This is a genomic window from Paenibacillus cellulositrophicus (genome assembly GCF_009363095.1).
Taxonomy (GTDB): Bacteria; Bacillota; Bacilli; order Paenibacillales; family Paenibacillaceae; genus Paenibacillus_AQ; species Paenibacillus_AQ favisporus.
This window is the reverse complement of record NZ_CP045296.1, coordinates 233,212-258,480: the sequence shown is the minus strand read 5'-3', so window position 1 is coordinate 258,480 and position 25,269 is coordinate 233,212. Positions and strand designations below refer to the sequence as shown.

General features: G+C 53.1%; 23 protein-coding genes. 4 read left to right on the top strand and 19 right to left on the bottom strand.

Annotated elements, in window-relative coordinates:
* Positions 1 to 80 precede the first annotated feature (80 nt).
* Positions 81 to 1,505: an aminotransferase-like domain-containing protein gene (locus tag GCU45_RS30980; protein WP_152403763.1), complete on the bottom strand. Its 1,425-nt coding sequence runs from the start codon at positions 1,503 to 1,505 to the stop codon at positions 81 to 83.
* A 129-nt stretch (positions 1,506 to 1,634) separates the two neighbouring features.
* Between GCU45_RS30980 and GCU45_RS30975 the strand changes: the two genes are divergently transcribed.
* Positions 1,635 to 2,567: a DMT family transporter gene (locus GCU45_RS30975; protein WP_152403761.1), complete on the top strand. Its 933-nt coding sequence runs from the start codon at positions 1,635 to 1,637 to the stop codon at positions 2,565 to 2,567.
* A 259-nt stretch (positions 2,568 to 2,826) separates the two neighbouring features.
* Entirely contained in the window at positions 2,827 to 4,074 is a 1,248-nt protein-coding gene (locus GCU45_RS30970; RefSeq protein WP_152403759.1) for a stalk domain-containing protein, read from the top strand.
* 81 nt (positions 4,075 to 4,155) lie between these two features.
* Here the strand turns inward: GCU45_RS30970 and GCU45_RS30965 are convergent, their stop codons facing one another.
* From GCU45_RS30965 to GCU45_RS30900, 14 genes are all read right to left on the bottom strand, one after another.
* The gene (locus tag GCU45_RS30965) at positions 4,156 to 4,746 is read right to left on the bottom strand and encodes a TetR/AcrR family transcriptional regulator (protein WP_152403757.1); all 591 of its coding nucleotides are present in this window, start codon (positions 4,744 to 4,746) and stop codon (positions 4,156 to 4,158) included.
* Between the two features lie 65 nt (positions 4,747 to 4,811).
* The gene (locus GCU45_RS30960) at positions 4,812 to 5,855 is read right to left on the bottom strand and encodes an alpha/beta fold hydrolase (protein ID WP_244364744.1); all 1,044 of its coding nucleotides are present in this window, start codon (positions 5,853 to 5,855) and stop codon (positions 4,812 to 4,814) included.
* Between the two features lie 172 nt (positions 5,856 to 6,027).
* Positions 6,028 to 8,097, bottom strand: a complete 2,070-nt coding sequence (locus GCU45_RS30955) for a GxGYxYP domain-containing protein (RefSeq protein ID WP_152403753.1) — start codon at positions 8,095 to 8,097, stop codon at positions 6,028 to 6,030.
* A 312-nt stretch (positions 8,098 to 8,409) separates the two neighbouring features.
* Positions 8,410 to 9,297 (bottom strand): Vgb family protein, encoded by an 888-nt coding sequence (locus GCU45_RS30950; protein ID WP_152403751.1) that lies wholly within the window; start codon positions 9,295 to 9,297, stop codon positions 8,410 to 8,412.
* Positions 9,287 to 9,952, bottom strand: coding sequence for a Vat family streptogramin A O-acetyltransferase (locus GCU45_RS30945; RefSeq protein WP_152403750.1), 666 nt, complete (start codon positions 9,950 to 9,952; stop codon positions 9,287 to 9,289). The genes GCU45_RS30950 and GCU45_RS30945 overlap by 11 nt, the downstream gene beginning before the upstream one ends.
* A 371-nt stretch (positions 9,953 to 10,323) precedes the next feature.
* Positions 10,324 to 10,983 (bottom strand): spermidine synthase, encoded by a 660-nt coding sequence (locus tag GCU45_RS30940; protein ID WP_244364743.1) that lies wholly within the window; start codon positions 10,981 to 10,983, stop codon positions 10,324 to 10,326.
* A 12-nt stretch (positions 10,984 to 10,995) separates the two neighbouring features.
* The gene (locus GCU45_RS30935) at positions 10,996 to 11,601 is read right to left on the bottom strand and encodes a DUF2087 domain-containing protein (protein WP_145023034.1); all 606 of its coding nucleotides are present in this window, start codon (positions 11,599 to 11,601) and stop codon (positions 10,996 to 10,998) included.
* A 247-nt stretch (positions 11,602 to 11,848) separates the two neighbouring features.
* Positions 11,849 to 12,682: an alpha/beta fold hydrolase gene (locus GCU45_RS30930; protein ID WP_152403748.1), complete on the bottom strand. Its 834-nt coding sequence runs from the start codon at positions 12,680 to 12,682 to the stop codon at positions 11,849 to 11,851.
* 91 nt (positions 12,683 to 12,773) lie between these two features.
* Positions 12,774 to 13,193 (bottom strand): MarR family winged helix-turn-helix transcriptional regulator, encoded by a 420-nt coding sequence (locus GCU45_RS30925; RefSeq protein ID WP_152403745.1) that lies wholly within the window; start codon positions 13,191 to 13,193, stop codon positions 12,774 to 12,776.
* A gap of 140 nt (positions 13,194 to 13,333) precedes the next feature.
* Positions 13,334 to 15,142, bottom strand: a complete 1,809-nt coding sequence (locus GCU45_RS30920) for an LTA synthase family protein (protein WP_152403743.1) — start codon at positions 15,140 to 15,142, stop codon at positions 13,334 to 13,336.
* A 178-nt stretch (positions 15,143 to 15,320) separates the two neighbouring features.
* Positions 15,321 to 16,301: an aldo/keto reductase gene (locus GCU45_RS30915; protein ID WP_152403741.1), complete on the bottom strand. Its 981-nt coding sequence runs from the start codon at positions 16,299 to 16,301 to the stop codon at positions 15,321 to 15,323.
* A gap of 148 nt (positions 16,302 to 16,449) precedes the next feature.
* Entirely contained in the window at positions 16,450 to 17,364 is a 915-nt protein-coding gene (locus GCU45_RS30910; RefSeq protein ID WP_152403739.1) for an SDR family oxidoreductase, read from the bottom strand.
* A gap of 207 nt (positions 17,365 to 17,571) precedes the next feature.
* Entirely contained in the window at positions 17,572 to 18,522 is a 951-nt protein-coding gene (locus GCU45_RS30905) for an AraC family transcriptional regulator (RefSeq protein WP_152404678.1), read from the bottom strand.
* Positions 18,523 to 18,603: 81 nt separating this feature from the next.
* Positions 18,604 to 19,614, bottom strand: a complete 1,011-nt coding sequence (locus tag GCU45_RS30900; protein WP_152403737.1) for an oxidoreductase — start codon at positions 19,612 to 19,614, stop codon at positions 18,604 to 18,606.
* 222 nt (positions 19,615 to 19,836) lie between these two features.
* On the opposite strand from GCU45_RS30900, the gene GCU45_RS30895 reads away from it, so the two are divergent.
* Together GCU45_RS30895 and GCU45_RS30890 are read left to right on the top strand one after the other, a co-directional pair.
* Entirely contained in the window at positions 19,837 to 20,271 is a 435-nt protein-coding gene (locus tag GCU45_RS30895) for an Lrp/AsnC family transcriptional regulator (protein WP_152403735.1), read from the top strand.
* Positions 20,272 to 20,342: 71 nt separating this feature from the next.
* Entirely contained in the window at positions 20,343 to 20,717 is a 375-nt protein-coding gene (locus GCU45_RS30890; protein WP_152403733.1) for a hypothetical protein, read from the top strand.
* Here GCU45_RS30890 and GCU45_RS30885 read toward each other — a convergent pair.
* From GCU45_RS30885 to GCU45_RS30870, 4 genes are all read right to left on the bottom strand, one after another.
* Positions 20,714 to 21,196: an NUDIX hydrolase gene (locus tag GCU45_RS30885; protein WP_152403732.1), complete on the bottom strand. Its 483-nt coding sequence runs from the start codon at positions 21,194 to 21,196 to the stop codon at positions 20,714 to 20,716. The two genes, GCU45_RS30890 and GCU45_RS30885, sit on opposite strands and share 4 nt — an antisense overlap.
* A gap of 88 nt (positions 21,197 to 21,284) precedes the next feature.
* Positions 21,285 to 22,157, bottom strand: a complete 873-nt coding sequence (locus tag GCU45_RS30880) for a sugar phosphate isomerase/epimerase family protein (protein WP_152403730.1) — start codon at positions 22,155 to 22,157, stop codon at positions 21,285 to 21,287.
* Positions 22,158 to 22,181: 24 nt separating this feature from the next.
* Positions 22,182 to 23,465 carry an alpha-L-fucosidase gene (locus GCU45_RS30875; protein ID WP_152403728.1) on the bottom strand — a complete coding sequence of 428 codons (1,284 nt, stop codon included), beginning with the start codon at positions 23,463 to 23,465 and terminating at the stop codon, positions 22,182 to 22,184.
* A gap of 235 nt (positions 23,466 to 23,700) precedes the next feature.
* Positions 23,701 to 25,203: a carboxylesterase/lipase family protein gene (locus tag GCU45_RS30870; protein WP_152403726.1), complete on the bottom strand. Its 1,503-nt coding sequence runs from the start codon at positions 25,201 to 25,203 to the stop codon at positions 23,701 to 23,703.
* Positions 25,204 to 25,269 lie beyond the last annotated feature (66 nt).

Sequence of the window (25,269 nt, the reverse complement as noted above, 5' to 3'; positions counted from 1 at the left end):
TTCGGCCTCCATCATTATTGTAACGCGTCATGGCAAAAAGTTCATGATGATTTTTGGGTGTAACGAAGGTGTGATCGAGGCTATCTATTGTCCATGCTGCCCGCCAAGTTTGTCAGAAGCCGCATGCCGGTTCGAATCTGCTCCTCATTGACAAAGCTGTAGCTGAGCCTGATCCAGGACCGCATTTCGCGCTTCGGGTCAAACACCGCGCCTGGAACGAACGAAACCGCCTCCGCGGTGGCGCGCTGCCATAACATGTCCACAGAAAGTTGATCCGGGAGCTTCACCCACAGGTTGAGACCTCCTTCAGGCACAGTCCACTGCCAACCGGTGTCCCGGAGTGACTCGATCATCAGATCCCGCCGGATCTGAAGGGCAATCCGCAGCTTTTCCAGGTGATTCTGCATCCGCTCTGATCCAAAATAGTGCAAAAACAACTTCTGATTGACGAGCGGCGAGCCGTTATCCGCAAGCGACTTCAAGGTTAACAGCGGCTGGATGACCGAGCTTCGGCCCACTACAGCACAGATCCGAAGACCGGGAGCTACGTATTTGCTGAAGCTGCTCAAATAGACGACCCATCCCTCCGTGTCATAGGTAAACAGCGGTAACGACGGTGGCCCTCCGAAATAAATGTCCCGAAACGTGTCGTCCTCAACGAGCAGGCACTGATATTTCTCGGCCAAGGCGACAAGCTCTTTCCGCTGACCGGCAGGGACCGAATAGCCCGTTGGGTTGTGAAAGGTCGGATTCATATAGAAAAAGCGTGGCTTGTGCCGCTTCATCATCTCCTCGACCTGGTCAAGGTCGTATCCGCCAGGCAAAATGTCGACGGGGAGAAACCGGGCCCCCTGAGCGCGAAAAATATCCAGTGCCGCGCTGTAAGTCGGACGCTCCACCATCACGGCATCCAGCGGACGAATATAGAGCCGGGCTAACAGATCAATAGCCTGCTGCGCACCGGATGTAATGATCAACTCGTCCGCCGATATACTCACCTTGAGCCTTCCCGTCATGTAATCGCCCAGAAAATCCCTTAGCTCGGCATCCCCCTGCAAATCGGAATAAGTGCCGATCATTTTCGGATAGCGATCAAACACCTCTTTGACATATTGGGACAGATACAAATTGGGCAGCAGATTGGGATCAATCAGCGCCTGCGAAAATTGATAAACGGAAGGCACGCGCTGAATGTCGGACATCTCGTTCTGATAGGTCCGGGCAGCAGCGGAGCTTTTTTCATAGGTTGGAAGTCCCGTGATTTCATGCATCGGAGCAACATAATATCCCGATTTTTCCTTTACGTAAGCCTTCCCCTCTTCCTTCAGCAGCTGGTAGGCGCGAAAAACGGTGAGCCGATGGACCTGCAGCTCCCCGGCCAGCATCCGGATCGAAGGAAGCTTGTCATGGGCTGCAAGTTCTCCCCGCTGAATCCTGGCGACAATATGATCGTAGACCTGCCGGTACAACAGCGGATGATCCTTCTGTGTGGTCTGCATTTTCATTTTCCCTCCGGACATCAAATGGGTTGTAGACTCATTGTACTATAAACCTGCGTCCATCTGTTCTGTTATCATGCATCTGTTCTGTAATCCTCCTTGTATGATGGGAAGACAACCAAAGGAGGATTTAGTATGATACTTGTCAACTACTTGCTGATGTGTCTTATTTTTGGCACAACGTTTCTGGCCATTAAAATCGGGGTGGACGCGTCCGCTCCGCCCTTTTTCTCGGCGGGACTTCGCTTTTTTGCGGCCGGCTTGGCGCTGTTTTTGTGGATGATTTGGCGTAAAAAGACCCGTTTTGGTCTTCTGCTGCGTAAAGAAATGCTGCTGAGCGGCACCCTGCTGACCTTCGGCACTTTTGCGCCGCTCTATTGGGCCGAGCAGCACGTTTCTTCCGGATCCGCCGCCGTCTTCTCGGCTACAGGTCCGCTGATCATTTTACTCATCCAAATGCTGGTCTTCAAAGCAAAGAGCACGACGAGGACCGTCGCCGGCTGCCTTCTAGGTTTCGCGGGCGTCCTGCTGCTGCTGCTCTCGGACCTCTCTCCCTCCACCGGAGGCGCATGGATCAGCGGCGGACTGGTCATCCTTGCCGGGGAAATCTGCTACGCCGCAGGAACGCTGTATTCACGAAAGGTGATCCAACGCTTCCCCGAAGCGTCGCCCATTGCGCTGAATGCGGCGCAGATGATGCATGGCGGATTCCTTCTGCTTGTGCTATCTCTGCTGACTGAGCCCATACATGCCGCCGGGCTGCCCGCCGGTGCCGCTTTCGGTTCACTCGTTTATCTGATCGTTATGGGATCCATGGTCGCCCACAGTCTCTATTATTGGCTGGTTGCCAAGACAAATCCTGTTTTTCCGTCGACATGGCTGTACATCTCGCCTATGATCGCCATGGCGGCAGGGGCCGTGCTGTATCATGAACGCATCACCTGGCTCTCGGTCGCCGGCATGATTACGATTATTGCCGGTACGCTGATCAGCAATCTGGACAGCATTCTGCGGGTGATCCGCAGGCCGGTACAACTGACGACAGACGTGACGACTGTCCGGGACTAGCAGCATTTTTTATCCCCAGTAGAAATCAACATCTGGTAACTTCAGCAACCGTGGCAAACCGTGTGCAGATATGCAAATTTTTTTCTTCTTTTCGACCTATAACGTATATGTAAAAAAAAGGAACTATGGTCCTCACTTGCACATCCAAATCGAACTATAATCGGAAGCGTCCGGGAATAATCGGCCATTTTACACATACACATGGTTGTCGTCGCCGAAATGTCGTATCTGTAACATATTTGGGAAAAGGAGAAGAAAGATGATTCAAGCCGTAAAATCAAAAACCGGAGCAGCTGCGCTCATCATGGCGTTCATTTGCTTGCTCTTGACGGGGATTTGGAGTGGCACATCGGCTCATGCCGAATCCGCCTCACCGATCAAAGTCGCCGTGGATACAAAGTGGGTCAACTTTTCAGTGGACCCATTGGTGGATGGGGGAACTACCTTGGTGCAAATGCGCCCATTGTTCGAGTCGATGGGAATTTCCCTGAACTGGGACCCGCGTAATCAAACCATCACAGGCCAGAAAGATTCGCTGTCTTTTACCCTGCAGCTAAACAGCAAGGAAGCTACTGTGAACGAAAAAAAAGTATCCCTGGATAAACCGGCGCGGAGCGTCCGCGGTAACACGCTTGTACCTCTAAGATTTGTCGGCGAGGCGACTGGCGGATTTGTCGTATGGGATGCCAAAAATCGCGAAATCACAATATTTTCGGAACAAATGCTGAAACAGCTTGGACTGACCAAAGAACAGGCGGCGGAGATTCTTGCGCACTCTGGAGATACGACAGCAAATCCGCCGACTGGCACGGAACCAACGGAAAACGACGGCGAAGAATCAGCACCGGCCGTACCGGTACAGCTTGATAAGCTTCAGGGAATGTATGTCGGCATGCGCTTGGACCCAGGCGGTTATGAATGCGGAGGAGCTTGCTGGGATTATTACACCTTCCTTTCCGGTAAAAAGGTTGTCATCGGCGAGCCGGCTACCGGAGGCCCTGAAACCATCGACTGCTCGAAGCTTTCGTGCAGCGATTACTCCATCACCAAAGGTAAGTTGGTTTTGGGTAACGGAACTAACCATACCATTCGGGTATCGTCCTTAGGAAACCTGTACATTGACGATGTGCTTCTCGTGAAAGTAACGCCGGTTGCGTCCAACCTTAAACTAAGCGGCAGTTACGTGTATAGGGGTTATTCGGGAATGGCTGGAGTAAATTCGGCTTCCTCGGCATGGGAGGAACGATTGACCTTCCAAACCGACGGTACGTTCAAAGCAGACAACTTCACCCTTGGTACACAGGAGGCTGGTTCCGGAACAACCAATACCTCCGCGGGGTCTAGCGGAACGGGAACGTACAGCATTTCGGGCAATACGATTACCCTCAAGTTTACTGGCGGTACAGTTGAACGTTACGTCTTTTTTATCCACACCGGCAAAGATGGAAAACCAAATATTCAGGATGTTCAAATCGGCAGCCGGAATTTCTTCGTTGATACGGAATAAGCTCTATCCAACTGTTTTTGCATAAAATCACACAATCAAAACGGCCGATCAGGAGTCATCCTGACCGGCCGTTTGCCGTCATCACCTTTTCAGCATCCTCATCAGCATTTCCGCCGACGGTGTTCCATACGGCTTCTCATCCGCTTCCTCGACGATCAAGGCGTTCACGATGTAAAAATACCAGTGGAGCAGCTCGCGAGGATCGCCTTCGGCAAACTCCCCGGCTTCCTGCCCCTGCACGAACAAAGGAATCAGCGGCTCGATCATGGCATCCGCCGAGTGCTCCTTCAGAATCTCTGCGGCGTCCTTGGGAATGGCGTCAAGGCTGCGGACGGCACGGAGAATGAGCATAAAAGCGAATTTGTTCTCGCTGAGCATATTTTCCGTCAGCGCTTGAATCTGCTCATATGGCGTGCCCGGCAGGCTCGGCACATTCCCCGTCTCTCTCCGCCCTTCCTCCATCAGCTCCTGGACAATGCTGGTAAACAGCTCATCCTTGGACGTGAAATAACGATAAATCAGCCCCTCGCTGACGCCGGCTTCCGCCGCGATCATGCTGGTCTTTGTTCCTGTAAAGCCGCTGCGGGCAAAAAGCTTTGTCGCGGCCTGCTTGATTTGATTTTTCCTCTCATCCCGGATATGGGCCAGCTGTTCCTTGTTTAATGGTGACAATAGACTCCGAACTCCAATCTCTCAAAAATAATGTATCCCTATTGTACCATGACGTTCCTTTTGGATCACCGTGCTTGCTTCATTTCCCCAGCCACCGCCAAGGGGAGTACTTTATTCAGAAGAAATGCGTAAAACTGTTTCGGCCGGGAAAAGCACGCCAAATGGCCAGCCTGATGGATGAGCACAAACTCTTTGTATGGGGCATCGATGCGGCCGTAATACGCTTTGGCCGTTGCCGTGGGTGTAATAAAGTCCGAATCCCCTTGAACAATAAACACAGGCAGCTCGAAGCGGTATCCGATCTTATCAAAATCAAAACGGACCATGTCTTCATGAAGAGCCTCAGCGGAAAACTTCATCCCTTTAAACAGATCCGACATATCCTTCATCGAATGTTCCGGAGATGACATCATCGACGGCATGATCAAATCCGTGATCATATTGGGGACACCACGTATTGCCTTCACCATAAGCCGGTTGCGTGTATCGACATCCCTGCTGTTCCAAGTAGAAGGATCGGTCCCCATACGCTCGAGCAGCTCGGCTCCCTTCTTGCTGCCCGTAGCTCGGAATGCCTCCAGCAGCAATCCATGCCCAACGTGTTCGGGATCGGGGGCGTTCTGATCCGTCCCTATATAAGCGTGGTATAAATCCGGGCGTCGCGCAGCCATCATGATGCCGGTAAGGCTGCCCGCCGAACTGCCAACCAGAATTAGCTTTGTCTGCTGAAGCTTGCCGCATAGATATTCGGATAACTCGATCCCATCCTTCGCCAACCGGTCGAAGGTCAACGATCCGCTGCCTTGTTTGCCGTTGCGCCGGAAGGTCTTTCCTGCTCCCCGCTGATCCCACTGCACGATCGTAAAATCCTTCTCCCAGGAACGCAGCAGTGGACTGAAGATGGAGTACACCGATCCCGGCCCTCCATGAATAAACAGCAGCACCGGATTGCGCCGGTTTTCCCCCCGGATGGTCACCCATTGTTCAATCCCGCCAATACGTACAAAGCCGGATTCAGCGATTCCTTCGGAAGCTGTTATACGAAGCAGCCGCGCATTTTCCTGTTGATTTCTTTTCCGCATCACAATTTGAACCAAAGCATTGCTCATATGAATTCCCCGCTTTCATTTTATAATGAGTGAGTTACTCACTCATCTTTAATCATAAAGATAATGGATTCCTGGATCCTTTGTCAATGGGTATATTGAGTTTTTTCTCTGATAAGATGCCAAAAGCGGCCAACGCCTTTTCGCGTTGACCGCTTTTATTATTGTCCTTGATTTACGGCTTTTTTGGCAGATCATTCGCCTCCCGAATGAGGGAGAAGTATTGGTCGGCTAGCACCGGCTGGTATTCCGGTCCGAGCGAATCCGTCAGCTTCACCACATCGGTCGGCGTCATATTCCAGGCCAGCAGTCCGAGGGATACGAACAGCGGAGATTTGCCATCCCACTTTGCTTTGGCGTCCGCCAGAATCTTTTGTCCGTCCTGTACGGTACTAATGCCCTGGATCGTCGATACAGGCAGGTTTCCATTCAGGATTTCCACACCGAAATGATCTTCCCAGCTCAGGAGCAGTCCGTTTGGACGGTAATTGTCCTCATAAGCTTTGACGACCGAGTCGCTGAGCGGAACGTTTTGGTTCGCAACGCGGTTCAGTACGTAGGGTACGGTCATTCCGGTCTTTTTCAGGTATGAGGAAGTCTTCTTCAGGAATGCAGGCAGCGTCTTCTCCGGCCAAGCGTTCGGGTAGAAGTACCCGCCGCCGGAAGGTCCAGCGATCAGCTGGTCGTTCGCCGTAGCCGTGCTTCTGTAGTAGTTCAGCATAGCCGGCGCCCCGTCGTACAGCATCGGACTGGACGTCCAGTTGATCGGCACTTTGCCGCGGTTCGGATCATCCCACAAATTGCGCATCCGGTGCTGGTTGTACTGGAAGTTGTCGCCTTCGCTGAAGGTGTACGTCACATAAATTTTATTTTCGAGCTTTGGTGTCTTGACCTTGTCGGACGGAAGCGGCCCTTGGCCTTTGTTCTCCGTACCGGAAAATACGGTCAGATTACTGAACCAGTCGGCAGCAAGAACGTAGATACTGTGGTTCGACAACAGCTCTACCCCGTTGAATTCGCCTTCGGTATCGTTGCTGAACCAGCCGAGGTATGGTGTTCCTGCAGGAACATCGGCAAGGATCTTATCAAACAATGCCTTTTGCTCAGGCGTATTGGTGCCCAGCCAGAATACCATCGCCTTGTTGGCGACCGCATAATCGCGGAGATAGCCGTACGGCTCTTTCTGTTCCGATGAAGGCGGAGCTTCGTTGCCCGCAAGCACCTTAAATTGGTTCCACATGTCCACCGAAGCGGTCAACGACTTCGTGCCAGCAGGTACTTTAAATTCGTAGACAAAGTACCGCCCGTTGTCTGCGAACCGGTGTCCTCCGCTGCCGGCGGAAAGCTGCGAGCCTTGGGCGTCGTACAGGAAAGGCTTCTCGTCATCGGTTCCGGGCACAAACTGGGCGATCGTCTGACCATCAGCCTTCACGGTCACTTCATGAACGGCCGATCCCCATCCGTCCTGCTGGAACGCATCCTCAAAGCGGAGGTATACCGCATCCGTACCCAGGAAAGACGTCAAATCCAGGTCGTAGATCTTGCGGTTCTTCGCATCCCGTTCCTGCGTCTTCTCCTCAGCCACCACTTTGAACGACTGCGGGAGTCCCGGAGGCAGCTTCACTGACGTATCCGGGCTCAGCCCGATCAGCATCCGGTGCGTCGTCTGCTTCCACAAATTTTCGTACTGCCAGGTGTAGGCATCCAATTTATCCTTAAACTTGCCCTGCAAATCATCGAGCACTTTCAGGCCATAAGGAGCCGCTGTCAGCTTAGCGCTGAGCTCCGGGCTGGCGACCACCGCATCCTTCAGCCCGGCAAGCGTTGTCGCCACGTTAATGCTGTCCGGCACTTTCGGATCGTAGACGATGATTCCCTTCACTTCTTTTTTAAAATCGCTTACCAGTTCCCAAGGATCGTCATGCACCGTATAAGGCACCTTGAGATCGTTCAGCCAAGTCATTTTGCCTTCTTCCTGACTCTCCAGCAAATAGATTCGAGGCTGGTTTCGGTTGACGATGCCCTGCAGGGTCGCCAGCATGATCTTGACGTCTCCGGGGGCGTCATAAACGTCCGCAACGTCCAGATGCTTCACCTTAGCAAAGCTTGGAAGCGCTTGCGATTCCGGCCATTTGATGCCGCTGGATGAGGATGAGGGGTTTGCCGCCGGTTCGGCGGACGCGCCCATGGAGATGGACAGCGCACAGACCGCAGCGAGACAAACCGTGGTGAACTTTCGAAGCATGAACAATACACCTCAACTTTACGCTGATTTGGTTGGCAATTGAAAGAAACACCCTACTCCCGGCCCGTATTTGAAACCTCGCCATGCTGAACGCCGAACGGAATCGAGGTTCTCCATTGCTGTTATACAATCTATATTTAATATATCTAATATTGCTTTACAAGGCTTTCGACAAAAATAGTTAAAAAATTAGTACTCGCGGAGCATCCACTTAGTCCATTGTTCCGAATAGACGGACAGAAAAAGATATGTCATTTTCATACCAAAAAGCCTCAGGTCACGGATGATCCTGAGACTTTTGCTTCGCACTCTCTACTTGATCGTCAATCGTCCAAGCCGATTGCATTCTTCGGCAAACCACACCGTGCCGTCTGCGGCCACAGCGATGCCATGCGGTTCCGCTCCCTGTGTCGGAATATTATATTCGGTCAGTTTACCGTCCACGGTGATGCGGCCGATCCGGTTCGCCCCCCATTCCGTGAACCAAAGGTCCTGGCCGATTCCGGACGTGATCGCGTGAGGCTTCGCCCCTTCGGTAGGCAGCGAATACTCGCTTATCTCACCGTCCGTCGTGATTCTGCCGACCCGATTCCCGGCGATCTGCACAAACCACAGCGCGCCGTCAGGCCCCGCCGTAATTCCGACCGGTGCGGAACCTGGCGTTGGAAGCGCATAGTGAGTAACTGAACCGTCCGGTGCGATGGTGCCGATCCGATTTCCTTGGTTTTCCGTAAACCACAGCTTCCCGTCACTGCCTGTGGTGATGAAAGATGGAAAAGCACCCTCATGAGGAAGCTTGTACTCGGTCACTTCACCCGCAGGGCTGAGCCTGCCGATCCGGCCGGTCATCATCTCGGTGAACCAGATCGCCCCGTCAGGCCCTTCAGCGAGACCAAACGGTGCACAGCCCGGGTCCGGCAGCTTATACTCCTTGAACTCTCCACCTGGCGTCATCCGGCCGATTTGCCCGGTATGATATTCGTTAAACCAAAGATCCCCGTTTCGGTCGCAAAGGATCGACATTACCCCCGCATTGGGCGTCGGCACCTCAAACGCGGTAAACTCGCCGCGCTCGTTCCGGGCTCCGATCCGGTTCCTTTTTTGCTCCGTGAACCACACGGTCCCATCCCTGCCAGCCGCAATACCGTACGGCCCAGAGTCCGGCAAAGGCAAGGGAAATTCCTCTATTTCAATTCTCATCCGCCCTTCCTCCTTCCTCTTGCTTCGGCCTGCCCATCTGCCGCAGCAGATCCATGTCGCCGCTGGCGATGGCGCCCATGAACCGCTCGATTTCTTCGATATCGTGATCCCACCAGCGGATCACCAGCAGCTCGGCGATCACCTCGGGTGCGTAGCGCTTGCGGATTTCCTTCGCGGGGTTGCCGCCGACGATGGTGTAAGGCTCGACGTCCCTTGTCACGACGGCTTCGGCCGCGATGATCGCTCCGTCGCCAATCTTCACGCCCGGCAGGATCGTTGCCCTTCGTCCGATCCAGACGTCGTTTCCCACAACGGTATCCCCTTTGATCGGAAGCTGATCTAGTGTTGGCGTGTGGGCTTCCCAGCCGTTTCCGAAAATGTTAAAAGGAAACGTGGAGCCGTCCATCCGATGGTTGCCTCCATCCATCATAAAGCGCGCCTCTCCGGCAATCGAGCAAAACTTGCCGATAATTAGCTTGGTGTCGAGAAATTCGTAATGATATAACACCTGATCTTCAAACGACTCTCCATTGATCGCATAGTAGTAAGAATAATCTCCCGCGATCAAATTCGGCATCGTGATCACGTTTTTGATAAACTGCATATTGTTGTCCCCGGGTATCGGGTACTTCGCGTTCGGATTAGGACCTGGCATGCAAGTCACTCCTTTCGGTCATTCAGCAGATTTAATAGCGTCTTTGTCGCCTCATTGACACACAAAAAAGCCTCCTGTCCCGATGTTCAGGACAGGAGGCTGTATACGCATGGAAATCCGCTGAATCCTCTCGTCAAGAGGCTGCGCCATGATCCCGTATTTTAAGAAGCAAATGCCCCACCGGCATGAGTTCTTAAAAAAGCCCGCACGAATCCTATCCTAAACATCGTTTCAAACGATTGTTTTGTGTGGATAGGATTAGTAGATCATTGGCCTAAGGTCACCCTTTCATGACTTGAATGCCCTTAATTTACCATACCGCAGGCACCGATTCAACCTTTTTTTCCATAAAGCGTTGCACGATTACTAGTTTAAGTTTTGGCTATGTACACCACATCCGGCTCGACGTTCCGCGGCTGCTCAATGCGGATTTCTTCCACTCCGGCAAAAAGGGAATCGAGGAGCGCCTTAAATGCCGGAGACGCCGAAGCACTCCAGAAAGACATGACGCCTCCGGGATTCAGCAGGCGGGTAAGCGCCTCCAACCCTTCCGGAGAATACAGGCTTTCATTGTCTTGAAACACCGTCCAATCTGGCCCGTTATCGATGTCGAAACATAGCGCATCGAAAGTCTCGTCGGTCTCGGATATCCATTTCAGCAGGTCGGCGCATACGACCCTCGTCTTTGGGTGGGACAGCGCGTTTCCGGAAAATGGCGCCAAATAAGTCCGGTTCCAGGCGATGACCTGGTCTTCGATTTCCACGACAGTGACTTGACCGGTTTGCGGATGATGCACCGCCTCTCCCAAAGAATAGCCGACACCTAAGCCTCCGATCAGCAGGGTCATGCCGTCTTTGGCGCAGGCCTCGATGGCCGAACGGACAAGCCTTTTTTCCGACTCGCCGTTATAGGTGGCCATGAGAAACGTACCGTTGCTGATCAATTCGTATTCGCCGCCCCGGCGCTGCAGCTGAATTTCACCGCGCGGGGTATCGCAGCGTTCCAAAACTTCCAATGGGTCTACTAGCACGTAACCGCCTCCCTAGAGATACTCCCATTTTTCCCACATTTCCACCGGATTCAACTCATAGATTTCTTTTTCACGATACAGGTAGTGATGCATAATGAATTCCCTGCGGATCGTGGCAAAATCGGGATGAAACGTTTTAATGAACTCGTTGATTTCCTTCTCCGTGTATTTTCGTCCCATATCCAGGTTTCGCACCATAAACTCAAGCACAATCAGCTTTTTCTTGAGCTGTGCCGGGATGTTCTTCAGGCGGCCGTCATCCATGATGAAGCTTTTGAGCACGGTGTCCCGAAGCTTCTCGTTCTTAGCGGACAACTGCGGCCCTGGCTGGTCCTCCTGGGGCTCATAATTTCGAATCAGCTTCAGCAGCTGGCCTTCCGTACGCTCGATCATGTCCTGCGAAATCCGGTAGTACGACACGTTCTTTTCCCGGCGCTCCATGACAACCCCGACTTCCTTTAATTTGGCTATATGATGCGTGATCGTCGCAGGGGTGACACCCAGCTTCTCCGCAAGGGTCATTCCGTTGATTTCTTCTTGAGACAGGAGTACCAGAATCCGAATCCGGTTCCGGTCGGCTAAAGCCTTATAATAATTGACCAGTTTATCGAGCTGCAGAAAAACCACCCTTTATATGCATATTAAATTTAATGTTTATTAAATATAAGGATAATCAATATTTTCGCTTCCGTCAAGAAAAAGCGCTGGGGAAGCCCCTCTGTCCCTAAAGCTTGCAACGGTTATTTATCAAGATCGGGCTATTGCCGGAAAAGGTACCTTCCAGAAAAAAAGACCCCATATCGGGAGTCTGGTCATTGTGAAAATATGCTGTGTGTGAATAAAATTCAGATTCAACGCATCCTAGTTACGCTCTTCTGTGCTTGGCCTCCTGCTCTTCGGTTACCCGATCAAGCCATTCTTCCACCAGGACGTGGAATAACCTGCTTTGTTCGATCTGAAGATTATGGCCGGCCCGATCAAGCATGACGAAGCTTGCCCGCGGATACTCGTTCGCAAACGCCCACTGATTCCGATAACCGACGATATGATCCTGCCGGCCGGCCAGAATAAGCACGGGCTTCACATAAGGGCTGCCCAGCTGCTCCGCTTCAGGCGAGAAATCATAACGCTTGCGTAAACGCTCCAGAAACGGCCGATTAGCTTTTTTGAGCCCGGTCACAATTTCCCGTTCAAACCGGCTCCAATTGTACTCGTCCTGAACCGTATGCATCCCGGTAAATTCACCCGCGTACGGATGGTTCAACTGCGCCATAAACTCTTCATCCCGGGCAATGAGCTGAAATGCCGGCGCGTCGTGCTTCGCCTGTCCGGCCGTCGGACAGATCAGGAGCAGACCCTCAATTTGATGCTGACGCTTCTTGAGCAGTCCTCTGGACAAATAGCCGCCGTAAGATTCTCCAGCCAAAATAAAAGGCTCATCCCCCAAAATTTCTCCAATAAACTCATCGAGCGCCTTCAGCATATCATCCGTACTCTGGATACCGTCCGTAACAGTGCTGTCCCCCATTCCCGGCAAATCCGGATAAATCCTTTTCCAGCCGGATTGGCTCTTGAACACCGGTTCCATACATCCCGTCATGAGGTGATGGTCACAGGAAAACCCATGCAGCAGCAAAACCGGCTTACCGTTGCCGTGAATCTCGTAGTGAATCGTCGTATGTCTCAGCTCGCATTTCATAAAGAATGCCTCCTCACTATTTACATAGATATCTATGTATTACAGTGTACCGAATAATTTCATAGATGTCTATGTATTTGCAGATGAAGCATTAGAACCTCTTGAATATTTGCTCCAACAGCGATTCAAGCTGGACCTGCTCCTTGTCGGAAAGTCCGCCGTATATGGTCTCGTTGAGACGGGCGGACACTTCCTGGAACACCGGCTCCAATTCTTTCCCTTTTGGCGTCAGCGAAACCAGCGTAATGCGGCTGTCTTCCTTGCTCTTCACTTTGCGGACATATCCCAGCTTCTCCAGTTTGTTTACGAGCACAGTGACCGTCGGCTGCGTCCGGTCGATTTTTTCGCTCAGGACGGTTATGGGCTGCATGTCCTGGATATACAGCGCCCACAAAATATCGCCGTGTGAGGAAACGATGCCCTCGATGCCGCGCTGTTCCAGTTCCGATATGATCATGGCGTTAATGGCGTTGCGGATTTTGCTGAACATCGTGGCTGCGTTTTTTTTCATCCTAATCCCATCCTGTCAAATAGAGTACATATACACCGAGTTCTCCCTGTTTCACTCCATGCCAACTAACAAAAAGGACATCCGCGAATTCATTGGAAGCAATCCGGGACATCCTTATTTTATCATGATAGAGCATGGATTCAGTACAGCAAATCTTTGCCGTACTGCTCTCCCTCCAGCATATCGTAAACCACAAGCTTGTAATCGTTCAGCAGCAACTGCTGCTCCGGCGTCAAGGCAGAGATCACGGCGTTATCCTTGCCGATTAACACGCTTTTGTTCAAGCCGGGAATTTCGGACTTCACTTTCTCCAGCAGCTTGTAATACGCCGGCATGCTCTGGCCGGACAGCTCGAACACGGTCGGTCCGATAAAAGCGGGACTCATCGTGCCCGGAGATTTGCTGCCGATATCAAAGTTGGCCAAGTAGATCAGCTTTGTCTCATGCTTCAGGCGCGGGTTGTCGTTAAATCCGGCCTGGGCATACACCCCGGAGGACAATGCCGGCAGGTGATCGCCCCAGAACGCGACGATCGTCGGCCGCTGAATCGTCTTCAGCTGTTGGCTCAAGTAAGCCACCGCCTCATCCGTCAGCTTGGTATCATGTGTGTACGTTTCCAGCTCGTCTTTGTATTCCGGTTTGACGCCGGAAACCGTAATCGTGTTCGAACCGTTCAACCCCTTGGTAAACGGAAAATGGTTCTGCATCGTCACCAGGTGCAGGAACGTCGGCTTGCTCGCCGACTTCAGCTCACGAACGGCTTCCTGCACGGCGGCCATGTCGGAAATGTAGCCGTTCGGCGTATACCGCTTGGCGTTCGGCAGGTCCTTCTCGCTCGTGAATTGGTCGAAGCCGAGAATCGGATACACCCGATTGCGGTTGTAGAACGTGTCATCGAACGGATGCAGCGCCAGCGCCTCGTATCCCCGGTCCTTCAGAATGCTGACGATGGACGGCAGTGAGGACATTTTGACAATTCGCTGCTGGTACGGAATCGACCCGTCCTTCAAAAAATACATCGACAGGCCGGTCAGCGCCTCGAATTCCACGTTGGCCGTGTTGCCTCCAAACTCAGGGGACAGCAGAAAACCATCCGGCGTCGATTGGGCGTTCTGGTGAATAAACTTCAGCGGATCCTCGCTGAACGTATAGGACGGCATCCGGGTCGGGTCAAAAAAAGCCTCGTCCATCATATACATAATATTCGGCTGCTCTATCGTTTTGTTTGACGGCGTACCGGTAGATGTTCCGTATTTTTGCGAGATGGCTTCGATCGCTTCTTTGCTGTAACCCTCCGGTTTTTCGATCAGGTTCTGCATCAGGTTGCCGGCGAAGGCGTACACGAACCCGTTCTGGGCGTAGTTGACCTTCTGGTTCCACGGAATGTTCTGATACTTCAGCGATGTGGCCAGTGCGTGCTGGCCTCCTACCATTTGTATAAATCCGCCGACTGCCACCAACGAGATAATGCCAAGCGTAATCCGCAGCGGAAGACGGACCTTGACCTTTGGCAGCTTCAGCATCAGATAGATCAATGCCGCAACGAGCAGTACCGATACGATGACTGCTGTCGGCGAAATCATACCCTTCGTAATTTTCGTCATTTCCTGGGCGTTCTTGATCTGCATTAAATCCCATGGAAATAGAGGCTCGCCCGTTGTGGACAACTTCTCATAATTGGCGATCCCGAGGACCACGCATACGATAAAAGCGATCAACGCCCCCGTATAGACATTCGGAATAATCATGGCACAGACCAGCAGCACGAAAAAGAAAAACAAACTGCCGGATAAATACAGCCAGTAATATTGGGAAATCCAGTTCAGCACGCTTCCGATATTCATTCCGAGCGAAGCCGCCTGCATGAAGAAGTTCAAAATAAAACCGCCGAGCAGCAAGGAGAAAAGGGTTGTCCCCACCCGCCTGGACGGCACAAATAATTGGCGCACGGTATCACTCCCATCTGTTCTCAAGCGAACAGTATACGCCAATTATCTTAAAAAAACATTAAAATCGTACGAAAATTTAACATTCTCTTTATACTGACATTACAATTCTGTGAATTGACAAACCCCCACGGAAATGCCGTGAGGGTCGGATCATACCTATATCGACTTGCGAACTTTGCTAGAAGCTGTTCACAATCGCATCGATTTCTTGCATTTGTTTAGCCGATAATGGGCCAAGGGATACAGCACCTGCCAGTTCCTCCACCTGCCGTCTCGTTTTAAAGCCCGGAATCGGGATCGCGGCATCGCTTCTCGCCCACAACCAGGCAAGGGCTCCCTGCACCAGCGTCCGCTCGCCGCTCGTCAAAATTTCTTTGATGGCGTCAAGCTTCTCAATGAACTCGGGAAGGGGGCTGCCGTCTTTAAAGTACCTCACCCAGTCATGCCCGCTGCCTCTGACATCCGTATTCGGCAGGCTTGTCTCCGGCCGGAATTTGCCGCTCAAAAGCCCCATCGCCAGCGGCGTGTTGTTAATGCTTGCAAGACCCAAGCGCTCGCAAACGGCCACGACGGCACGGTTGTCATGGAAAACATTTTGCTCATGTTGAATGGCGGCTGCATGCGACCGGCTGGCGAAAAATTCGGCGTTCTCCGCATCACCCGTGCTCCACCCGTATGCCCGGATAAGCCCCTCCCCGCGCAGACGTTCCAGCGGATCGATCACGGACTCCATCTCTTCGCGGGTCAATGAACCCGGATGAATTTGCAGCAAATCGATGTAATCGGTCCCCAGCCGTCGGAGCGAACGCTCGCAGGCAAAGCGTACATAGGAGGGCGAGACGTCGTAACGCAAATGTACTTCCCTGTTCGCGGCGTCCTGCAAAAATCCGAATTTGGTGGCGATCACCACTTGTTGCCGGCGCCCCTTGACCGCGCGCCCCAGCACTTCTTCACTATGTCCGGTTCCATAAGCGTCGGCCGTATCAAAGAAGGTTACTCCCATATCCAGCGCCGTATGAATGGCCGCTTCCGATTCCGCATCGTCCACCTCGCCCCATCCGTCAGGCAGGCCGCCGAGCGTAAAGTTTCCGCCAATCGCCCAGCAGCCGAGCCCCAGTGGGCTTACAGGAATACCGGATGATCCCAAGGTTCTGTTCATCAACATTTCCTCCCTTTCGCTTGTGTATGGCTTCATTATAATAAGGAAAATGGCTTATGATCAGAGCCAATACATGCGATTTTGGAAGAACCAATTTAGATGAATTACCAACAAGGGTTTGTCGACCGCCTAAGCCGGTAGGTCCGAATTATGAGTTTGTAAAGTAGTTCTGATCGATGTCAGCAATCAACCTGGGCTGCACGGGAGACCAGCCCAACTGCTCTTGGGTCCAGGTGCTTGAGGCCGGGTTGTCCATCTTTACCATGGCAGCAAGAAAACCGAAATGTTCATCAACCTCCTCGGGGGGAATGGCCTTTACCGGCACTTCAAGGCGTTGGCCAATGACATTGGCGATATTTTGGAACGGGATTTCTTCTTCGCCGACACCATGCAGCCGTGCGCCGGAAGGAGCCTTTTCCAAGGCCAACCGGAACAGGTGCGCGAGATCGAGAAGGTGCACAGCGGACCACCGATTAGACCCTTTGCCTAAGTATGCCGAGAAACCTCTGGTCTGAGCTAGGTTGATGAGGGCCGGGATGAATCCATGATCCCCTTTGCCGTGTACGGACAGCGGGGGCCGCACCACCGATACACGCACACCTTGTTGGGCGAATGACAGTGCCGTCTCTTCGGATCGGATCCGAAGCGCTGCGAACGACTGTGAATCCAGCGGGTCCTCTTCCATCGCGAGACGGCCCGGTCTAAGAAGGGCGGTACCGGATGTGACAACGAGGGGCCGATTCGTTCCCGCGAGCGCTTCGCCCAACGTCTCGATCGCTCGCCGGTCCGCTTCGACGGTGTCTACAAAGTTCGTGGTTTCGTCAAAGTTGTTAAAATCCGTGTTAAAAGCCGTGTGAATGACACCGTCCGATGCCTCGGCGCCAGCTTTAAGGCTGTCGAGATCGTGGAGGTTGCCCCGATGCACCTCAACCCCGGCGGCAGTCAATGCTTCGGCCGATTTGTCTGATCGGGCAAGCCCCACCACATGATGTCCGGCACCCAAGAGTTCGCGGACGACAGCGGAACCGATAAAGCCTGTTGCTCCTGTAACAAAAACACGCATAGTAAAGTCCTCCTAAAGCTGTAGAGTAGTTTAGCTGCTGCATCTCTTCCGGCGGTGATCTCTTATCCCCTTGCCGCTGATTCAACGTTAAACTTAGCATACTCCACAGCTCACCTAGATCTTTGCCTGATCCTCGCCGCTCTTTGCCTGATATTCTGGAATGCTTCCCGAATCTGATCGAACCCCCGCCTCACCCACACCATTCGGTCAGTCCATGATTAGTTCTCTTTGACGCAATCTGGAAACGTCCCTTCTTGGAGGGCGTCCAAAATAAGCGCTGTAATCCCGGCTGAACTGGGAGTCGCTTACATACCCTACAAGCCGGCATGCAGTGGTCGCGTCCATTTGGCGAGATAACATCAGATGCCGGGCTTCTTGAAGGCGCAGCGCTTTTTGGTATTGCAGCGGGCTCATCGACGTGACTGACTTAAAATGCTTGTAAAAAGTAGACACACTCATATGCTCCAATTCCGCTAAGTTTTCAACCTTTATTTGCTGAGAAAAATGGTCACGGAGCCAAGCAATGGCCTTCACCACAGGCTGCATTTCCGAGTCAGCAAAACCCATTTCGGCAACATGAACGCCGACGGGGCTGCGCAGAAGGCGTATTAAAATCTCATCCACTGCGAGTGGAGCCAGCAATTCGGCATCGCCGGGGTGAAATAGATACTCTATCAGTCTCGACATCGTCCTTACAATGCCTAAGTCTGCGTGAGTGACGTAGCATGCAGTCCGTTCATGAATTGGAGGCAGTCCCTGGGGATACACTTTCAGGACCAACTCGGCGATTCTTTGCGGATCCAGATCCAGTCTGACACCAAGCAGCGGCTCGGAATGACTGGCTTGTGTGGTCTGAACAGCAACCGGCAGGGCCGCGGGCGTCACAAACATATCCGATTGGCCGATCCGATGAACCTCCTTCCCGACCGTGATGTCCTTGGCTCCTTGCACAACGATTCCCAAAGAAGGCGAGTAAAAGGTTTTAACGTTGTCCATATCTACTCGTGAATAGCGGCCGATGAACAATCCAGGGATGCGCTGATCAAAGGCACCGTCATGCGGAGCATACAGGTAGATCAGCTGTATCAGCCGGGCTGTTTCGGCTTCAAGCGTCCCCCCGGCGTCAGGATATGCCGATGGAACTGCATGTTCATTCATTAGCTGCACCGTTTTTAACAACTCCTCATATCATATACTTCCTCCCTTAACGATAGCTTCGATACTCTTTCATCTCAAGGCTCAATTAGAATTAACACCGACGGCTTCTACTTCAGAAGTAAAAAAAGTGCTGCGGATATACTCCGGATTGCCCAGCAGCGGCCGTCCGATGGCGATAAAGTCCGCCAGTCGGTCCGTTAGGATAAACTCGGCAAGTTCTTTGGTGTAAATTTTACCCACGGCAATGATGGGAATACTCACGTATTGCTTTATAATGGAGGCATAGGGTACCTGATACCCGTCGGGCGTCGCGGCGGGATTGACCGGGAGCAGGCCGCCGGAAGACACGTCAACGGCATCGATCAGTGGTTCCAGGGAAGCAGAAATTTGCGCCACATCTACGGGCGTAAGGCCCCCTTCGGTAAAATCGGACGCGGATACGCGGATCAGTACCGGATAGTCGCGTCCCACCTCCGAGCGGACGGCTTCCAAAATGTCACGCAGAAACCGGGTTCGTTTTTCCGGAGAGCCGCCATATTCATCTGTCCGGTGGTTGGACAGCGGGGAGAGGAACTGATGCACCAAATGGCCGTGTGCTGCGTGCACTTCGATGCCGTCAAAGCAGGCTTCCAGGCTTCTTCTGGCAGCTAGCCGGAAATTATCGATCTCGCTCCAGATCTCCGACAAGCTCATTTCTTCCGGAATCCCGTATTCGTCGTCGTAGGCAATCGGACTCGGTGCTAGCAGACGAGACACCCCGTTTCTCCACGACTTTCTGCCGCCATGCGTAAGCTGAATGAAAACCGGCGTGTTTTTGGCGTGGACAGCTTCGACCACTTTTTTCAAAGGGGCGATATGCTCATCCGTAAAAATACCGATGTCGTTGCTGAACAGCCTGCCGTTCGGCGATACCCCGGTCGATTCCAGCATCACCATCGCGGCTCCGCCGGCAAGCCGTCCGTAGTGGTTCACGTGATAATCGGTGGCGAACGCTTCGGGCGTCCCCTGGTTCTGCTGCATGGGGGAAACGATCAATCTGTTGCTCAGCTTCAGCCCTCCGATATGTTTTTCGCTATATATGATGGTTTTCATGGTTATCTCCTCCTAAGACTCTTGTGTTTGGATTTCTTAACTCCATTGTAAGAGTCACAGGGGCATCGTTACATACAAAAACCAAGTTATTCCTACCCTTATACTTTGAATTTGAAGTTATCCACCGTTCCGGAATTTATAATTTGAAGGTTCTGTCCGGAATCTGAATCAAGAGGCTTGCTCTGCCTGGATTTTTTTCAAATGACGAAAGGAGTTCACTTTATGGACCAAATTGACCTGCGTATTTTAGATATTCTGCAAAAGGATGCCCGGATTTCCATTTCCGAGCTGGGCCGCATGATCAACATGTCCGGTCCGGCCGTGACCGAGCGGATCCGCAAGCTGGAGGATAAAGGCGTCATAGCATCCTACCGTGCGGTGCTGTCTGCTGATAAAATAGGCAAACCGATCACGGCGTTTATTCTCGTGCAGGCCGATCACTGCAACGCATTGACCGAATTCTGCTCCCAGTCTCCCGACGTGCTTGAGCTGCATCAAATCAGCGGTCAATATAATTTTATCCTGAAGGTGGTTGCGGCTTCGATGCAATCGCTGGAGGAGTTCCGGATGGCCTGCAGCAAGTACGGCTTCACGCAGACGATCACCGTGCTGTCAACGACGTTTGATTCCAGAGCTTTTGCGCTGGACGAACCTTAAGCATCCGCAAGAAACTTATGCACCGCTAGTACGGCGTTTCGTTGAATTGATAATTGGGGGGATGACAGGACATGAAGCATGATGGAAACAAGCCTGAGCCATTTTTCGAGCTTGTAACCCAAGGTACGGGCAATGGATTGAAGCAGCACGACTTGTCCGGTTTGATTTGGCACGATGAAGAAATGACGTTTGATTCGATGTATGAAGCCCAAGTATGGGCATTGGACGAACCCTATAACAAACTCGGCTGGGAGTATGACGGGTACCGGACGGCCGATCCGAAGATCGCCGGCGCCCTGGTATGGGAGCTGATGAAAGCGAAGACCGCGGGTGACGGCAGGCGTGAGGTGTTTGCCGACGAGCAGCACGTCATTGATAAAACAACCATCTATCGGGTATGGGTCAAATGGACCCGCCCCGAGCCCGGGGCGTTACATTCGGATTAAAGCGTTCTTCGCATCTTAACCTCAAATTCCGGTTTCGTGATGTACTCCATATAATGGATTTTACCGCTAAAGTCCAGGTAAGCCTGATAGCGGAGCCGGATGGCCGGCGCGGTTACGAGGTCGAGCACCTGACTTTTCGGCACCCAGCGGCTGTCTGAAGTCTCTTCGGATGTGCACAGCTCCCCTCCAGTTGGTGTACATACAAAGTCCAGCATCAGCTTGGTCGGAACCGGGGTTTGTCCGTCATGCCACAGGTAGCTGCCCGTATTGGAATAAATCCCGATCAGATGCGACACTTCGGTGTCGATGCCGCTCTCTTCCTTGATTTCTCTGGTCAGGGCATCCATCAAGTTCTCACCATTCTCCACCTGGCCACCGGGAAAAACCCATCCGCCGTGCCGTGTCTTGACCAAGAGAATATCCCCGCGGCCGTTCTCAACAAAGCCTCCGACGGCTCCGATATGCGTAGGCATCATCATGCAATCAACCTCCAAGTAAATGATTACGTTTCAGCAAAAAAACAAGGCTGCCGGGCAGGCCCGGCAGCCGCTTCCCTATCGGAGTGCTTTAGACTTCGTCCCAGATCCGCTTCAGGTTTTCAAGGCCAAGCTTCGTGCCTTCCCGGCACTCTTCCATGCCCTCGAACTCCAGCGTAATGTATCCGTCGTAGCCGGATTCTTTAATCAAACGGAGCACCCGCCGAACATCGATATCGCCCTGCCCGAAGATAGCTCCCCGCAAATAGTTGCCGTGTGAGGTAAGAAACCAGGCGCCGCCTCCCGGATTTTGATCCGCCGAACGGATATAGAAATCCTTTACGTGCACAAGCGATGCATAAGGGAGATTCCGTTTGACGCCGACAAGCGGCTGCTCATCGACGCAGAGGAAGTTGCCGATATCGAGCGTCGTTTTGAAATTGGGACGGTCCACGGCCTGCAGCACGCGCTGAACACGGTCGCTGGCCTGAACGCTCATGCCGTGATTCTCGACGGTGGTCGTGATGCCGAACCCCGCCGCATAATCGGCGATCCGCCGGCAGCCTTCGACGATCTGGTCCAGGTTGGCTTCGAGATAATCGATGCCCCGCTTCTCCGGCGGCAGCGTAAATGCGGTCACGTCATGACGCATATGCTTCATACCCAATCGGCGAACGGTGTCCACATGCCGCTTGATGCGTTCAATTTCGTCTTCAAAGGCTTCCGGCGTATCCTGTACGAAGTTGGCCGGCATCGAATAATTAGACAGCTCGATGCCTTTGGCGGCGGCCCGCTCACGAACCGCATCGGCCAGCTCCGGCTGATCCTCCAGCGTAAATCCGTACGGTACGATCTCCATATGTTCCCCGCCCTGCTCCGCAATCCAGTCGATGACGTCCAGTACGGTCATCTCTCCCGCCTTAATCGCTTGCAAAAGGCTGTATGTACTTACTCCAGGCTTCATTCGCGCAATCCCTCCGGTCTGTTGTTAAATTTCTTCTGTCAGTTCCAGTTCGATGACCGTATCCAGTTCATCCGGCAGATCGCCGCCGGTCAGGTGAATAAACGCGCCGCTGTCCGTATCCGAATATTGATCGGCCATCCAAGGCGTTTCCACGTGCAGCTCGCTGCTGTCCGACAGCAGGCGGGCCTTCTTGATCTTCCCCTTCAGTCCCTGGAAGTAGATCGGGCCGATGCCGCGGTCAAAAATATGGGCGTACAGCTTATTGCCTTTTTGCGTATACCGCCCCCACTCTGGCTTGGGAAGCGCCGCAATTCCGCAGCCGTAAATGCTGTCCCCGTTCCGGCGCAGCCATTCACCAACAACGGACAAAATGGCCAGGGACTCCTTTGGAATTTCCCCTTTGGCGTCCGGTCCGACGTTCAGGAGCAAATTGCCGTTTTTGCTGACGCATTCCACCAGCGCACGGATGACCTGTCTCGGAGACTTATAGTTTTTGTCCGTCGCATGGTAGCCCCAATGGTCGTTTAGGGTGATACATGCCTCCCACGGAATCGGCTCGCCCAGGTCATTCACGATGCCGCGCGGCGGAATAATCTGTTCAGGCGAGAAGAAGTCACCCGCGTATTCCTCCGGCTCCGCCGCCATAATATTGCCGCCCAAGCGGTTGTCGATGACGATGTCCGGCTGCAGGGAGCGGATCATCCGGATCAGCTCGGTGGCGCGCCACTTTTCGCCGGTCATATCATCATATGAGAAATCGAACCACATGATATCGATTTTTCCATAGTTGGTCAGCAGTTCGCGGACCTGTCCGTGCATATACTCCAAATACCGGTCGAATTGCTCCTCCCGGTTCTTGTACGATTCTTCCGCACGCATCGGGTGCTGGCGGTCGCCGAAGGCAGGATAATCCGAATGGTACCAATCGATCAACGAATAATAGAAACCGACCTGCAGCCCCTCTTCGCGAAACGCATCGACATACTCGCGGATCAGGTCTCTTCCAGCCGGCGTATTCGTTGCTTTATAATCCGTCAGCTCGCTGTCAAACAAGCAGAAGCCGTCGTGATGTTTGGTCGTCAGCACGGCGTAGCGCTGTCCTGCCGCTTTGGCCGCCTTGGCCCATGCACGCGGATCATACAGAGTCGGATTAAACTCCTCAAAATAGGCTTGGTACTGTTCGTTCGTGATGCGCTCCTGGCTCCGTACCCATTCGCCTCTGGCCGGAATCGCATACAATCCCCAATGAATAAACAGGCCAAAGCGGTCGTTCATTAATGTTGCCGTTCTTTCAAAACGCGGATTCATGCCCTATTCGCCCTCCAATAGCTGTTTTCTTGACTTGTGCCGCAGCAAAATTCGACAGCGTTGCTTACTGCACTGCCGGACGGCACTCCCTTATTCTTCGTTCCGGCATCCGGGATACCCTTTTATTCAAACTCGCTTTTTTCGCACGAAATCTAGTCATCTATGAATACCGTCATGGTTTAAGAAAAAAAGGTCACACCTGGATTGCCAGGCGTGACCTTTTGACATAGGGAGCTTAAGTTGTTCTTCTGTCAGACCCGCCGGTCAGCATCCGCCGTTTATCCGCGTCCGGATCACGGGTAACCGCGCTGTCTGCACCGAACACCATCGTCCAGCGTTCCTCCGCATCGTACGCAGGCCACGGCAGAGAAGGCGTTGAGGGCTGTCCGCGCTTGGCAAAAGACGTCCAGGCCTCCTGCATGCGTTCCGCCACGCTCCTCATCTCTTCGTTCACCGGCATACCTGCGCCTGCAAGCAAGTCGAGATTGTTAAACACAAACGGAATTTCGGCGGAATGAAAGGCCGTTCCCAGCAGCGGATCGCCCGGCACCATCGCATAATCGTAACGGTACATCCATACCGTCGCATGCGGCATCTGGGCTTCTGCGAACTGAAGGGTCGACCTCCAGAAGAACAGCTCGGTCATCGCCTGACGCTGTCCCTCCACGGTGGCCGGATATGCTTCGATCCAGCTCGCCGCTTCCTTCGATCCGGTTACCGCTGTATACGCCCGGGCGTTCTGTTCCTTGGTCAGCATAGGCATGCCTTCCGGTATAAAAAGCGCCCCCTCATCCCGGTTCGTACCAATGATGATCTCGATGCCGGCTGCGGAACCGGCAGCCACCGCATCCAAGGGCATCACAGGCAGCAGCTCCCCATCGACGACCGGCTGGAACAGCATGACGGCACTTGCTCCCGCCGCCTGTTTTAACTCGTCTGCCGCTCTTAGGATATCCTCGGCCGGTACTTCTTGCAGCCGCTCCAGCTGATCTTCAGGAATGCCAAGGATATCCAGCAGTCCCTTCGTAAGCAGCCTGCCATGGGAGTCCGAGATCGCCTGGGAAGCCCCGCTCTGCATAATCGCCCGGGTGAACAAGCCTTGTGCCGCAGGCATTGCGAGCAGCGCCGCGATGCTCATGCTTCCCGCCGACTCACCAAATACGGTCACCTGTTGAGGATCTCCGCCGAAAGCGGCGATGTTGTGCTTCACCCAGCGCAGCGCTTCGATTTGGTCCAGCAGACCGGCGTTGCTTACATAACCGTCTTCGGACTCTCCGGAAAATGGAGAAAAATGCGTAAAACCGAGTGGACCCAGCCGGTAGCTGAGGCTGACGACAATTAAGCCTCCCCGGCGCGCCAGCTCGGAGCCGTCATAAATGGGCAGTCCGCCGCCGCCCGTCACGAAGGCGCCGCCATGGATCCACACCATGACCGGAAGCGGCTGCGGTGCCGGCTCGTCAGGGGCCCACACATTGACGTACAGGCAGTCCTCGGACTGCGGGATCTGATCCCGTTTCAGTCTATACGCGCCACCCGTGGGGTTGACGCGCTGCGGGGCAAGCGGTACCGTCATGTCCCCGGATCTGACGCCTGCCCATGGCCGTGCAGGAAGCGGTTCCCGAAAACGCCGCTCGCCGACGGGGGGCTGGGCGTAAGGAATCGCCTTCCAAGTCCGGACGCCGTTCTGAACATATCCTTGAATCAGGCCATTATGAGTACGGATGAGGAGTTGGTCCAATTTCGTTAACATCCTTTCTAGCGTTGGAATCGTTCTACCATTGTAACACTAAAAATTGGACAAAGC

Coding starts and splice junctions, on each gene's coding strand:
- GCU45_RS30955 (WP_152403753.1), bottom strand. CDS start 8,097: ATGCTTCGAAAGTTCACCACGGTTTGTCTCGCTGCGGTCTGTGCGCTG.
- GCU45_RS30895 (WP_152403735.1), top strand. CDS start 19,837: ATGGACCAAATTGACCTGCGTATTTTAGATATTCTGCAAAAGGATGCC.
- GCU45_RS30905 (WP_152404678.1), bottom strand. CDS start 18,522: ATGAATGAACATGCAGTTCCATCGGCATATCCTGACGCCGGGGGGACG.
- GCU45_RS30950 (WP_152403751.1), bottom strand. CDS start 9,297: ATGAGAATTGAAATAGAGGAATTTCCCTTGCCTTTGCCGGACTCTGGG.
- GCU45_RS30875 (WP_152403728.1), bottom strand. CDS start 23,465: ATGAATCCGCGTTTTGAAAGAACGGCAACATTAATGAACGACCGCTTT.
- GCU45_RS30890 (WP_152403733.1), top strand. CDS start 20,343: ATGAAGCATGATGGAAACAAGCCTGAGCCATTTTTCGAGCTTGTAACC.
- GCU45_RS30945 (WP_152403750.1), bottom strand. CDS start 9,952: ATGCCAGGTCCTAATCCGAACGCGAAGTACCCGATACCCGGGGACAAC.
- GCU45_RS30910 (WP_152403739.1), bottom strand. CDS start 17,364: ATGCGTGTTTTTGTTACAGGAGCAACAGGCTTTATCGGTTCCGCTGTC.
- GCU45_RS30975 (WP_152403761.1), top strand. CDS start 1,635: ATGATACTTGTCAACTACTTGCTGATGTGTCTTATTTTTGGCACAACG.
- GCU45_RS30960 (WP_244364744.1), bottom strand. CDS start 5,855: ATGAGCAATGCTTTGGTTCAAATTGTGATGCGGAAAAGAAATCAACAG.
- GCU45_RS30970 (WP_152403759.1), top strand. CDS start 2,827: ATGATTCAAGCCGTAAAATCAAAAACCGGAGCAGCTGCGCTCATCATG.
- GCU45_RS30930 (WP_152403748.1), bottom strand. CDS start 12,682: ATGAAATGCGAGCTGAGACATACGACGATTCACTACGAGATTCACGGC.
- GCU45_RS30925 (WP_152403745.1), bottom strand. CDS start 13,193: ATGAAAAAAAACGCAGCCACGATGTTCAGCAAAATCCGCAACGCCATT.
- GCU45_RS30880 (WP_152403730.1), bottom strand. CDS start 22,157: ATGAAGCCTGGAGTAAGTACATACAGCCTTTTGCAAGCGATTAAGGCG.
- GCU45_RS30915 (WP_152403741.1), bottom strand. CDS start 16,301: ATGAACAGAACCTTGGGATCATCCGGTATTCCTGTAAGCCCACTGGGG.
- GCU45_RS30885 (WP_152403732.1), bottom strand. CDS start 21,196: ATGATGATGCCTACGCATATCGGAGCCGTCGGAGGCTTTGTTGAGAAC.
- GCU45_RS30980 (WP_152403763.1), bottom strand. CDS start 1,505: ATGAAAATGCAGACCACACAGAAGGATCATCCGCTGTTGTACCGGCAG.
- GCU45_RS30900 (WP_152403737.1), bottom strand. CDS start 19,614: ATGAAAACCATCATATATAGCGAAAAACATATCGGAGGGCTGAAGCTG.